Origin of the sequence: Flectobacillus rivi (assembly GCF_030056655.1) — a bacterium.
Taxonomy (GTDB): Bacteria; Bacteroidota; Bacteroidia; order Cytophagales; family Spirosomataceae; genus Flectobacillus; species Flectobacillus rivi.
This window is the reverse complement of sequence record NZ_JASHIE010000021.1, coordinates 81931-94617: the sequence shown is the minus strand read 5'-3', so window position 1 is coordinate 94617 and position 12687 is coordinate 81931. Positions and strand designations below refer to the sequence as shown.

Sequence of the window (12687 nt, the reverse complement as noted above, 5' to 3'; positions counted from 1 at the left end):
TGACTTTTACTCGTAGAGATACAATATTTTGTGTCTAAAGCTCATGAACTATTTGCTAAAATATTCTATTAAAAAGGCGGTCGGAATTGGTTTTTCGACCGCCTTTTTAATATATACCAGAAATGAATCGGCTTAAGACGCAAAACATTGCGTCTCTACTGTTGGAATACAGATTTTTAAAAATTACTAAATCACTCACCCACTCAATCAGCTATTATCCATGCAGGCGACCACGCATACCATACCACAAGATTTGTTTCAGACGGGAGATTTACCTGAATTGAATGTCTTTGATTATCATGCTGCCGAAGATCATCTTAATAGCAAAGTGACTTTGCGTCAGCATGTGATTAGTTTTTTGGTACATGGACAAAAGAAAATACATTTTTCGAATGATACTGTACAGGTTGATAGGCAATATGCTGTAGTGATGGCATCAGGCAATTGTTTGATGTCCGAATGTTTGGGCGATAGTAGTTCTTATCAGAGTGTGTTGTTATTCTTTTCATCAGAAAATGTATCTAACTTTTTTCTGAAATACCCTCAGTTTGTTCGAGCGAAAGCAGAAGGACAAAATGCTTTTTTTGTCCTAGAACAAGATAACTACATTCAGCATTTGGTTACGTCGCTGAGGTTGTATCTTCAAAAGCCTCAGTTGCTCAATTCGGCTATATTGACCTTAAAATGGGAAGAAATTATGCTTTATTTGATAGACAAATATGGCGACTCGTTTGTGGTGTTTCTACAAGGACTGTTACTCAATCAGCAAGAAGTTTCCTTTAGAAAAGTCATAGAGGATAATCTTTATACCAATCTTAATTTAGAAGAGCTTGCTTTTTTGTGTAATATGAGTTTGTCTACTTTCAAACGTCATTTTATGAGTATCTACCATGAAAGCCCTGGTAAATGGTTACAAGCCAAGCGCCTCGCACGAGCCAAGGAAATGTTAAGCCAAGGGGAAATGAAAGCTTCGGAGATATACCAGTTATTTGGCTATGAGAATTTATCTAATTTCAGCGCTGCCTTTAAGCATCAGTTTGGCGTAAGTCCAAGACAGATTGCCTAGTTTGACCTTTTTTCATAAGTAATTAAACCGAAAGCAATACCCCTATTAGATTTCAATCCTGTAATTTTGTAGTGTACAAAAGGATATTAGCAGAAAGAATAATCTTACTAGCTAAAAACCTTTATTCTTATCAATTAAAACCTTATTAATATGTTACGCTCAAAATTATTACTTATTGTAGCTTTTGTTTTAACAGCTTTTGCAGGTACTTATGCACAAACTTTTACTTTAAAAAGTAACGATATTGGTGGACAGTTTACCAAAAAACAAGAGTTTAATGGTTTCGGATGTAGTGGTGAAAATATTTCACCTCAATTGTTGTGGGAAAATGCTCCAGAAGGAACAAAGAGCTTTGCCATTACGGTATATGACCCAGATGCACCAACAGGAAGTGGTTTTTGGCATTGGGTAGTTTTTGATATTCCTGCTAATGTTAAAGAATTAAAATCAGGTGCAGGTGACTTGACAAAAGGATTAGCTCCAAAAGGTGCTATCCAGAGTATTACTTCGTATGGTGCCAAAGGATTTGGAGGAGCTTGTCCACCAGTAGGACATGGCATTCACCAATATATTTTTACAATTCATGCTTTGAAAACAGATAAATTGGGCTTAGACGAAAATACAAATCCTGAGATTGTAGGATTCTATTTGTGGCAAAATACCTTAGCGAAAGCGTCTATCGTATCTTACTACAAAAGATAATAAAGCTTCGCAAACGAGAAAATCAACAGATTTATCTTCACAGATTATCAAACATGAGTCATCCCGAATTTTTAGGATAGGGTTATTCTCCAAGTTTTTATCAAAAAAGCGGTCGAAAAATATTTTTCGACCGCTTTTTTGATGCTACTATGTTAGATATGACTTGGCTTAAGACACAATTATTGCGTCTCTACTGCGAGAATACAAATTTTGCATAATCACTCAACCACCATTCACTCAATCAGGAAAGACTCATGGCTTTGATGTTAATGAGAGACAAAGTGAGGAGTAATCTTTTTTAAATACAATTTTGAAATAAAGTAAGCGAGTAACAAGTTATAGTTTTAGCAAGAGTAGGAGACTGACTTTAAAAAAATGAGTCGCAAGAGCCCTATCTATGTCCCTTATACCTTTCTATTGATGATAGAATCATATTTTTTCTATAATAGGGTAAACATTTCGCTCCATAAATTTTTTAAAAGGCTTGGCATTTGTTAATTTAACGTTTTGTTAATATTACAATGAATGATAAACCTTAAATTTGTCTATTCCACCATTTACAATGTCAGAATTTAATTTTAAACAGTTTCACATTCGTTCAATGAATGCCTCTTCTGCTGAGGAAAGAGCCTCAATAAACCAAGAATTGAAGGATTTATACGCTTCTTTATCTCCAGAAGATCAAAAGGAATTTAATGCACAATTACAAACCTTTTTGGTAAAAGAAATGGGTCGTTTACGTTCTGATTATGAAGCAATTAAGGGTGGGATGCAAGAATAAAATAGCAAGGTTTTCGTTAAGGTTTTATAGTATAACCTCTGAAAATTTATGCAACGACTAAGAAGAAAATATCGTAAACGCGGTGAAATAGGTTCTCTAGTCGAGAATCTTTTTTCATTTTTGGGTAATTTTATGAATACGAAACAAACACCAGAGGAAAAACGTCGTCTTGAAAAAGTCATAAATCGCTCTTATGACGTTATAGAGAAGTCGGATTATATCAGTCGAGATTTGAGTTGGTTAAAATTCGATGAGAGGGTATTAGACCAAGCACGTGACTCACGAAGAAATGTATTTGACCGACTGAAATTTTTGGCGATTACGGCTTCAAATCTTGATGAGTTTTTTTCGATTAGAGTTGGTTCTTTATATAACTACATCGACTTTGGTAAGGAGCGTAGCGACTATTCTGGTTTGAGAGAAATTCCATTCAAAAAAACTTTGATGGCTGCTACTCAAGCTTTTGTCCAAGAAAAACAACGCCTTTATAAAGAAGAAATCGTACCACTATGTACTGAAAACGGCTTTAGAATTATTAAGATTGGTGATTTGTATTCTGAAGAACTTGAGAAAGTAACCGATTACTTCAATCGCACGATATATCCAATGCTTACCCCAATGGTGTTTGACCAAACGCACACTTTTCCAAGTTTGCTGGCCAAAACGCTAATTTTTGGGGTGGTTACTCGCATACCTTCTGGTGAAATAGATTTTATCAAAAATGAACCTCTCAAAGGTGATAATAGTAAAATCAGCTTTGTGCAAATTCCACAAAACCTTAAACGTTTTTTTGTTTTTGAGCGTGAGGATGAAATTGTCTTCTTCCCAATCGAAGAGATTATTCGTCATGAAATGTGGAAACTCTACAAAAATGTAGAAATTGAATCGATTGCCCTTTTCCGTATCACACGTAATGGTGATTTTGATGTGGTAGAGCATGAAGATTCAGAAACAGATTTTATCGACGAAATCAAGAAGAAAATCAAAGACCGTCGTTTGGGTCGTGTAACGCGTATCGAAATCGAACCTGATTGTTCGCCATGGATGCTCGAAATGATGATGAAGCGTTGGAAGCTAGAAAAAGATGGTATCTTTTACTATGAAAACCTCATCGATTTTACGGCTTTTTGGCAAATTATTAAATATCCAGAGTTTAAAAGTCGTTTGGTGCAGCAGCATCCTGCGGTACCTCCATTGGGCTTATCAACGGTAAAACAGGCCGATATTTTTGAGACAGTACGCCAAGGGGATATTTTGATGCACCATCCGTACAACAATTTTGAACCTGTTTTGCAATTGCTTGAACAAGCTGCCGACGACCCTCAGGTTTTGGCAATCAAGATTACGTTGTATCGTATTTCTAAAAATTCTCGTATTGCAGATGCGCTCCTTCATGCTGCCGAAAATGGTAAACACGTTTCGGTATTGTTTGAGGTGAAAGCTCGTTTTGATGAAGAAAACAATATCCGTGAAGCCTTGCGCCTTCAAAATGCAGGCTGTTTTGTAATTTATGGTATTCCAGGTCTAAAAACACATACGAAGCTTTTGCAGGTGATTCGTTCTGAAGGTAATCAAGTGGTAAGTTATGCTCACTTGTCGTCAGGGAATTATAATGAAGATACAGCAAAACTTTATACCGATATTGGTTTGTTGACAACCAATGAGGTAATTACACGTGATATTTCTGAATTTTTTAATGTAATCACAGGGCATTCGCAGCCTCATAGTTATAAATACTTGATTACGGCTCCTCGTGAGATGCGTAATAAATTGGTAGATATGATTCGTAATGAGGCCAAAAATGCTCAAGCGGGTTTGCCTAGCGGTATTTGTATCAAAATAAACTCATTACAGGATAAAATCACCATCGATGAGCTGTACAAAGCTTCTCAGGCTGGTGTGCCAATCCAGTTAATTGTGCGTGGGATTTGTTGTATTCGTCCAGGACGCAAAGGTTTATCAGATAATATCAAAGTACGCTCAATCGTAGGAGATTTCTTGGAACATACTCGTGTATATTATTTCCATAACAATGGAAGTCCTAGAGTATATGGTGGTTCTGCCGACGTTATGGTACGAAGCTTTGACCGTCGTATTGAGTCGCTATTTGAGTTGGTGACCAACCAAGTACGTCAACAGGCGATTCATATTTTACAATGTAATTTACGTGACAACGTCAATACGTATGAAATGCAAGAGGATGGTTCATACAAGCATTTGGCTAATCCAGAAGATTTAGGAATTGAACCTTTTGATATTCACAAGGTATTCTTTAATGTAAAACTAGAAGATGTAATGAAAGCTCGCTTGTTTGCAGAAACAGCAGAGCCAGAGCATATTGAATTAGAAAGTATTTAGTCTAATTTTCAGAAAAAAACTAATAAAGCCCTCATTTCGGTGAGGGTTTTGTGTTTTTATGACCAATGAAAAAATCATTTGAAGCATACCAGTTACATACAGGCGATGTCATCGCCTCGATAGGAGCTGCCTCTGGGGTGTGGGAAATAGGCTTAGCCAGCATGCAATCGGGCTTAACATTTTATATCCAAGATATTGATGAATACAGTTGTAATGACGAAGAAGTCGCTTATGCAAAAGCGTATTGGGAACGTCAACTTGGGCGAGCAATAGACGGGACATTTTACGCAATATTAGGAACCCCACAAAAAACAAATTTACCTAAGAGTACTTTCGATAAAGTGTTAATTATCAATGCTTTTCACGAGTTTCAATATCTGGAAGAAATGTTGCATGAAGTATCACAAATTCTCAAGCCAGTAGGAAAACTTATTATTGAAGAAGAAATAGCCTTGACTCAAGGACAAATACATGAAGGCTGTGGGTTACCTCTTTTTTCAGAAACTCAACTCGTAAATTTACTAGAAGCAAATCAATTTAGATTGGATAGGATAGTAGAAAAAGAAAGCTATTTAAAGGTATTTATTTTTGAAAAAAAATAGATTTAGAGTAAGTACGTGGTATGTACTATCGTATGATTCGGGTCTTAATGTAGACCTTCTTTCAGCAAATCTTTGTAACCACCTCTAAGGTTATAAATTTTTTTGAAGCCATATTCCTTCAAAAGCTCGGCTATCTCAGAGCTTCTTCCACCAGTAGCACAATATAGCAACACGGGTTTGTCTCTATCTAATGACTCAATTTTCTCTAAAATATCTGGGTCGAAATAGTCGATACATTTGGCTGATGTTACTTTTCCTTCCTTCCATTCTTGAGGAGTACGCACATCAATGATTTGTATATCAGGATTATTCTTAACTATGTCTGCAAACTCGTGCGGACTTACATTGAGATTTTCCTCAACGACACAGCCCGTCAGAAATGCAGTACAACTGATGAAGTATAATATAAACAGAGGTCTCATAAATGGTTAAGTGGTATTTTTATTGCAAGTTATAGTGATTAGAGGAATTTTTTCAATACTAAATTTTAGAAAGTTATTAGAGTTTTAGTTTGGCATAGAAATCATGGGCGTTTGGACTATATTTTGTAAAAAATCGTGACTGAGTGATTTGGCGAATGAGTGATTATTTTAAGAAGAAATTCACTAGCAGAGATGCAATGCCTTGCGTCTTAAGAGACATTATTTGAAATGTAGTATCAAAAAAAGCGGTCGAAAATTATTTTTCGACCGCTTTTTTTGATTAAAGATAAAAAATGCTTGGGTTAACGCTTAGTACCACTTGGGTGTTAAAGTAAACAATATGACTAGCTCTTGACTGACGATTCCACTTAGTGACATAATACTAAAATTCAGGATAACAAAAATAAAGGGCTACCAAAGTAGCCCCATCGATAGGTTAGAAGTAAGCAATTTTTTATACATTAAGCGGTGTAATGTCTGAAAATGAATAGGAAAGGCAGGAATTCTTGCTAGTATACTATCTAAATAAGATAGTTGGAGCGTTTCCACAAAGCAAATCATCCTTGTATTTAGCCCATTCAATGATAACTTTAATAGAGGTGCATATTGTGTGTTAGAACCTCTTTAGGTGTAATATCTTGGTATCTCAATCGATGTAATTTCAAAATTTAATTAGTAAGACAACTTTTTCAAAAAAGGTTTAAAAACGTCTATCCTAATTTTTGGTGTAAATTAAATACATTCCTCCATTCCTAGAGGGTTGATTATCAGTCTTGAAGTCACCAAGGTGTAAGTAAGTTTTCCCATCAGTATCTTTAAATATCTTAAAATCTTTGGTGGCATTTAAGAGAGTGAAATATCTCAACTCACAATTCATTAAATCTTCTGGTCCTGCCATTTTGGTACTTCCTAATTGTGTTACAGTTGCTTTCCCAGTCTGAGTATTCTCATCAAACGATAGGATTTTCAGTCCTCCAAAAATCGAATTGACAGCAGATTGACCATTTATAATATAAGTGTCAGAAGTATTTTCGACCAATTGGCTGGTAATGTTGAGTGTTATATCATGTGGCATTTTGCTAGATGAACATGGTTGATCGATAACATCACCTAGGAAAACATATTTGAGTGTCCAAGTGCCTTTTAGGCTATCCAAATTACTGATACTTCCCTTAGCAGTGGCATCATTCTCTATTGGATGACAAGCACTTGCTCCAATCATAATAAGCAAAAATAGAAGCCTAATTTTCATAATTTTTGAAGTTAATGCGTTTAGAATCTTTTTCATTTTTGAATAAAGAGTACAATTGCAGTAGTATGGTTGGAACGTATCCTATAAATTTGTAAAAAAATGTAGAATAAAACTCCCTCAAAAATCTTGAAAAATCTTGCCGTATTTGCCTCTGGATCAGGCTCGAACGCTGAGCGTTTGGTAGAATATTTCAAAGATTCAGATTTGGCTCAAGTCAAACTGATTCTTTGTAACAATCCTTCTGCTGGTGTAATCCAACGTGCAGAACGTTTAAATATTCCTTTGGTATTGTTTAATAGAAGCGAATTTAAGTCAGATAAGATTGTAGACTTATTGAAAGAAAACGAAATTGATTGGGTAGTTTTAGCAGGTTTCTTGTGGCTGATTCCTTCGAATTTGGTAGCGGCATTTCCTAACAAAATCATCAATATTCATCCCGCATTATTACCAAAATTTGGAGGAAAAGGTATGTATGGGCATTTTGTACACGAAGCGGTGGTAGAAAATAAAGAAACCGAATCAGGTATAACAATTCACTATGTGAATGAGCATTATGATGAAGGTGCTATCATTTTTCAAGCATCTTATCCTGTAACATCTATTGATACTCCTGAAGATGTAGCTAAAAAAGGACAGGTATTAGAACATAAACACTTTCCTGAAGTCGTAGAAAAATTGTTGAAAGAAGAGATTTAAGATAAGAGACTTTTAATCATGAGTCATTCTTAATTATTGAGTGAATTGAGATTGAGCGAATGAGTGATTATTTTAAAATTTGTATTCTAGCGGTAGAGACGCAATGATTGCGTCTTAAGCCGAGTCATATTATCAAAAAAGCGGTCGGAAAATATTTTCCGACCGCTTTTTTGATGAAAATTTAGAGAATAATCTCAATTCTAAAATTCATAACTAACTTTACTTCCAGCCACCTCCCAGTGCTCGGTATAATCCCACTACGGCATTGTATTGCTTTTTCTTCACGTTAATTAGCTCAATTTGTGACTGTAGTGCATTTTTTTGAGCAGTAATTACTTCCAAATACGTAGCGCGACCCGAACGGAAAAGGTCTGTCGAAATCCCAATCGAATTTTTCAGCGTGTTAACTTCTTCTGATTTTAATTTATAAATATCAGCGTTGGTTTTTATCAAATAAAGGTAATTGTAAACTTCAGTAAAGGCATTTACAATACTTTTCTGATAGCCAATATAAGCGGTTTTTTGTTCGGCACGTGACGCCATCAAATCTGCGGCCAAGGCTCTTCTATTGGCAATAGGAGCCATTAGACTCCCTGCAAGACCGTATGCAGCTGAGGCTGGATTTAGTAAAAGCAATGCCTTGAAAGACTGTAAGCCTAAGTTGGCATTGATGTTGAAAGAAGGATAGAATGCCGCTTTAGCCGTAAATAAATCGGCATTTCGTGCCTGCAACTCCAACTCCGCTTGACGAATATCGGGTCTGTTTTTAAGTAATCCAGATGGTACTCCAGCCGAAAGTGTTGGTGGAATAACTTTCTCCCAAGCAAATTTTGGTCGCTTGATAGGCTGTGGATAACGACCCATCAAAAAGTTGATTCGACTTTCATTCTGGATAATTTGTTGATTTACTTCCACTTTCATTGCAGCTGAGCTCAATAATTGAGCTTTCAGTAGTTCTACCCCTAGCTGATTGGCTTCACCTGCTTGCTTCATTACTCTGACAATGTCGAGCGAAAACTGCTGTAGTTTAATGTTTTCTTCTAAAAAGTCTAACTCATTATCTAAAATCAAAAGCTCAAAATAGGCATCTGCAATTTCGGCTACTAGCTGAGTTTGCACTAAATTTTTCCCAAATTCTGAAGAAAGAAATCGAGCCAAAGCTGCTTTCTTTTGACTTTTGAGTTTTCCCCATATATCAATTTCCCATGAAGACTGCAATCCAAGCATATAATCTGGAATGAAGGGTTGTGGGATACTTTGTTTATCGTTGATATTGGTTGAAAATTGAGTATCATAATTCCCAACCCCGTCGATGGTATAATCTCCAAACTTTTTTCCACCTGCAACGACGCCAGCGCTTACTTCTGGAATACCCAATCCTCGACTAAAACGAATCCCTGCTCGTGCGACTTCTACACGTTGCATAGCTACTTGCAAGTCAAAGTTGTTTTGCAAAGCTGTATCAATTAGCGCAGATAGCGTAGTATCAGCAAAAAATGTCCCAATATTGGGTATCTCTTTTTGTGTTGAATCAGAGTAACTGGTAAAAGTACTAGAAGCTACCAGTAAAGGCTTGTTTTGTGGAATTTCAGGCTTGATTTTGCAAGCACTGAATCCAAGCATTACAAGGACGAATAAAAGACCTTTTTTATATCTAAACATAAGCTTCTTCAATTTTTTTATTGTTTTTGGATTTCTTTTTACCAGCTAGGCTTGCAAAAAGTACATAAAGCCCAGGGATAATCACAATACCGAAAACAGTACCAAATAGCATTCCGCCTGCCGCAGCCGTACCGATGGTTCTGTTACCAATAGCGCCAGCACCTGACGCTGACATAAGGGGTAGTAATCCAGCAATAAAAGCAAAAGAGGTCATCAAAATTGGGCGGAAACGAGCTATAGCTCCTGAAATTGCTGCTCGGACTATGGTTCGTCCCTGAGATTGTTCGTGCATAGCAAACTCTACAATCAAAATGGCATTTTTACCCAACAACCCGATCAACATAACCATGGCAACTTGGGCGTAAATATTGTTTTCCAGACCGAAGATGTACAAGAAAAACAATGAGCCAAAAATCCCAATAGGTAATGAAATCAATACAGCTAGAGGTAGAATAAAGCTTTCGTATTGTGCAGAAAGCAATAAATACACAAACAACAAACAAATTAAGAAGACATAAACTACTTGGTTGCCAGATAAAACTTCTTCACGTGTCATGCCCGACCATTCGTAGGTATAACCACGAGGAAGTTTAGCTTTTGCCACTTCTTTGATAGCTTTGATGGCGTCACCTGTACTATAGCCTGGGGCAGGCTCACCATTGAGCATTGCCGAAAAATACATATTATATCGTGTCAATTGCTCTGGTCCATACACGCGCTCGATTCTACTAAAAATGGCGTAAGGAACCATTTCTCCATTTTTGTTTTTGATACGCAACTTCATAATATCCTCAGGCTGTGCTCTAAATTTAGGGTCAGACTGAACCATTACTTTGTACATTTGTCCATAAGTAATAAAGTTGGTTGCATAAAAACTACCAATCAGAGATTGAAGGTTACTCATGGCGTTGTCTACCGAGATACCTTTTTTGGCGGCTAAATCTTGGTCAACATGAATGAGATACTGAGGGAAGTTAGGGTTAAAGCTCGAAAATACATTCTTGATTTCAGGACGCTTTTGGAGTTCTTCCATAAAATCATCCGCCACCTTGGCAATATTTTGAAGATTACCTGTCCCTGTTTTATCCAATAAACGCATTTCGAAACCACTGGCATTACCAAATCCAGGTACAGCAGGAGGAGGGAAAAATTGAATATCGGCGCCTTTGATATGTTTTGTTTTAGTAATTAACTCATCAATCAATTTGTTTGCGGTAGCTTTTCTTTCTTCCCAAGGTTTAAGGTTGATGGTACTCATGCCAAATGAGGCACCCACACCGTCGGTCATCATACTAAAACCTGATAAACTTGATATAGAAGATACCTCTGGTAAGGTTTGAGCTATCTTATCAATTTGGTTCATGACCTCTTCTGTTCGCTCAAGCGTAGCACCTACAGGTGTGGTTACACTAGCATAGATCGTTCCTTGGTCTTCGGTAGGAATAAAGCTGGTAGGTAAGATACTGGCTACACCCCACGAGCCAATACTAAATGCGATTAGTACTCCCAACGTAACCAATTTACGATTGACAATCGCTTTGAGTAATGAGCCATAGCGACCAGTCAGTCGGTTGAATTGATGGTTGAAAGCATCAAAGAAACGAGTTACAATATTTTGCTTTTTCTCACCATGATGAGGATTCTGTAAAATCAGGGCACACAAAGCTGGTGTAAGCGTAAGAGCATTGACCCCCGAAATTACAATCGCAATCGCCATAGTCACTGAAAACTGTCGATAGAATACCCCAACAGGACCATCCAAAAATGCTACAGGAATAAATACGGCTGACATTACTAACGTAATAGCGATAATAGCACTACTGATTTCGTTGATAGATTCGATAGTGGCAAGTTTAGCGCTCAGATGCTTTTCTTCCATTTTGGCATGGACAGACTCTACCACAACAATGGCATCATCGACTACAATACCAATCGCCAAAACCAATGCGAACAAAGTAAGTAGGTTAATCGAAAAGCCAAACAATTGCATAAAAGCAAATGTACCAATCAACGACACAGGTACAGCAAACACAGGAATCAAGGTAGAACGGACATCCTGTAAGAATAAGAATACCACAATAGCTACCAAGATAAATGCTTCAAACAAAGTTTTGACTACTTCATGAATCGAGGCATCTAGGAATCTGGATACATCATAACTTAGCGTATAAGTCATTCCTGGAGGAAAAGAAGTTTCCTTCAAAAATTCCAGACGAGCTTTAATATCTGCAATAACCTGACTTGCATTCGAGCCCGGGCGCTGTTTAAGTACAATAGCAGCTGATGGCTTTCCATTTTCTTTTGATAGTACATCATAATCCAATGAACCAAATTCAATATCAGCCACATCTTTTAGACGGAGCATTTCACCACTATCAGTTACTTTGATCACTACATTTTCATACTGTTCTTTTTGGGTCATTTTACCCGTATAGCGCAATACATACTGAAGTGATTGAGCCTGACGACCAGAACTTTCACCGATTTTACCTGGGGCTGCTTCTACGTTTTGTTCACGAAGTGCTTTGATAACATCTTCTGCCGAAAGTTGATAGGCGTCTAAACGCCCTGGCTTAAGCCATACACGCATAGCATATTCTCGGGAACCCATGATGTCAACAAAACCTACACCATTGATACGCTTTAACTCGGCAAGAACATTGATGTCTGCAAAGTTGTAAATGAATTTTTCGTCGAGCGTAGTATCTTCACTAATCAAGTTGATGTAAAGAAGCATACTATTGACTTCTTTTTCGGTTACAACCCCAGCTTTGATTACTTCTTCAGGTAATTCATCAAGCACGGTAGTCGCACGGTTCTGTACGTTTACCGCTGCTACGTCGGGATCGGTACCTACTTCAAAATACACTTGAATAATACTCGTACCGTCGTTACCCGATACCGAAGTCATATAGGTCATGCCAGGCACACCATTGATGGCTCGTTCGAGAGGAGTCACTACAGCTTTGGCACAAACTTCGGCGTTGGCGCCTGTATATTTGGTTGTAACAGTTACGGCTGGAGGAGCAATATCTGGATATTGCGTCACAGGGAGGCTAGTCATTGATAATAAACCCAAAATCACAATGAAGATGGATATTACCAACGATAGCACGGGTCTATTGATGAAATTACTAAACATAGTG

At 37.3% G+C, this 12687-nt stretch carries 10 protein-coding genes; 6 read left to right on the top strand and 4 right to left on the bottom strand.

Features of this window, described 5'->3' with window-relative positions:
• The first annotated feature begins 220 nt into the window (after nucleotides 1–220).
• The 5 genes from QM481_RS23365 (at nucleotide 221) to QM481_RS23345 (ending at nucleotide 5509) form a co-directional block, all read left to right on the top strand.
• On the top strand, nucleotides 221–1066 hold the full coding sequence (locus QM481_RS23365; RefSeq protein ID WP_283383574.1) for a helix-turn-helix domain-containing protein: 846 nt from the start codon (nucleotides 221–223) through the stop codon (nucleotides 1064–1066).
• A 150-nt stretch (nucleotides 1067–1216) separates the two neighbouring features.
• Nucleotides 1217–1768 carry a YbhB/YbcL family Raf kinase inhibitor-like protein gene (locus QM481_RS23360; protein ID WP_283383573.1) on the top strand — a complete coding sequence of 184 codons (552 nt, stop codon included), beginning with the start codon at nucleotides 1217–1219 and terminating at the stop codon, nucleotides 1766–1768.
• 562 nt (nucleotides 1769–2330) lie between these two features.
• Entirely contained in the window at nucleotides 2331–2549 is a 219-nt protein-coding gene (locus tag QM481_RS23355) for a hypothetical protein (protein ID WP_283383572.1), read from the top strand.
• 48 nt (nucleotides 2550–2597) lie between these two features.
• Nucleotides 2598–4907 carry a polyphosphate kinase 1 gene (gene ppk1, locus QM481_RS23350; protein WP_283383571.1) on the top strand — a complete coding sequence of 770 codons (2310 nt, stop codon included), beginning with the start codon at nucleotides 2598–2600 and terminating at the stop codon, nucleotides 4905–4907.
• A 65-nt stretch (nucleotides 4908–4972) separates the two neighbouring features.
• Nucleotides 4973–5509 carry a methyltransferase domain-containing protein gene (locus QM481_RS23345; protein WP_283383570.1) on the top strand — a complete coding sequence of 179 codons (537 nt, stop codon included), beginning with the start codon at nucleotides 4973–4975 and terminating at the stop codon, nucleotides 5507–5509.
• Nucleotides 5510–5553: 44 nt separating this feature from the next.
• Here the strand turns inward: QM481_RS23345 and QM481_RS23340 are convergent, their stop codons facing one another.
• A complete protein-coding gene (locus QM481_RS23340) occupies nucleotides 5554–5931 on the bottom strand; it encodes a rhodanese-like domain-containing protein (protein ID WP_166551652.1) in 378 nt (125 codons plus the stop codon).
• A 715-nt stretch (nucleotides 5932–6646) separates the two neighbouring features.
• Nucleotides 6647–7183, bottom strand: a complete 537-nt coding sequence (locus QM481_RS23335; protein ID WP_283383569.1) for an META domain-containing protein — start codon at nucleotides 7181–7183, stop codon at nucleotides 6647–6649.
• 126 nt (nucleotides 7184–7309) lie between these two features.
• On the opposite strand from QM481_RS23335, the gene purN reads away from it, so the two are divergent.
• Nucleotides 7310–7879 (top strand): phosphoribosylglycinamide formyltransferase, encoded by a 570-nt coding sequence (gene purN / locus QM481_RS23330; protein WP_283383568.1) that lies wholly within the window; start codon nucleotides 7310–7312, stop codon nucleotides 7877–7879.
• Nucleotides 7880–8098: 219 nt separating this feature from the next.
• On the opposite strand, the gene QM481_RS23325 is transcribed toward purN, so the two are convergent.
• Both QM481_RS23325 and QM481_RS23320 read right to left on the bottom strand, forming a co-directional pair.
• Nucleotides 8099–9541, bottom strand: coding sequence for a TolC family protein (locus QM481_RS23325; protein WP_283383567.1), 1443 nt, complete (start codon nucleotides 9539–9541; stop codon nucleotides 8099–8101).
• Nucleotides 9534–12683 carry an efflux RND transporter permease subunit gene (locus tag QM481_RS23320; RefSeq protein ID WP_283383566.1) on the bottom strand — a complete coding sequence of 1050 codons (3150 nt, stop codon included), beginning with the start codon at nucleotides 12681–12683 and terminating at the stop codon, nucleotides 9534–9536. The genes QM481_RS23325 and QM481_RS23320 overlap by 8 nt, the downstream gene beginning before the upstream one ends.
• Between the last annotated feature and the right edge of the window lie 4 nt (nucleotides 12684–12687).

Bases quoted from the DNA above. Each gene is read 5' to 3' on its own strand.
- QM481_RS23365 (WP_283383574.1), top strand. From the start codon at position 221: ATGCAGGCGACCACGCATACCATACCACAAGATTTGTTTCAGACGGGA.
- QM481_RS23360 (WP_283383573.1), top strand. From the start codon at position 1,217: ATGTTACGCTCAAAATTATTACTTATTGTAGCTTTTGTTTTAACAGCT.
- QM481_RS23355 (WP_283383572.1), top strand. From the start codon at position 2,331: ATGTCAGAATTTAATTTTAAACAGTTTCACATTCGTTCAATGAATGCC.
- ppk1 (WP_283383571.1), top strand. From the start codon at position 2,598: ATGCAACGACTAAGAAGAAAATATCGTAAACGCGGTGAAATAGGTTCT.
- QM481_RS23345 (WP_283383570.1), top strand. From the start codon at position 4,973: ATGAAAAAATCATTTGAAGCATACCAGTTACATACAGGCGATGTCATC.
- QM481_RS23340 (WP_166551652.1), bottom strand. From the start codon at position 5,931: ATGAGACCTCTGTTTATATTATACTTCATCAGTTGTACTGCATTTCTG.
- QM481_RS23335 (WP_283383569.1), bottom strand. From the start codon at position 7,183: ATGAAAATTAGGCTTCTATTTTTGCTTATTATGATTGGAGCAAGTGCT.
- QM481_RS23325 (WP_283383567.1), bottom strand. From the start codon at position 9,541: ATGTTTAGATATAAAAAAGGTCTTTTATTCGTCCTTGTAATGCTTGGA.
- QM481_RS23320 (WP_283383566.1), bottom strand. From the start codon at position 12,683: ATGTTTAGTAATTTCATCAATAGACCCGTGCTATCGTTGGTAATATCC.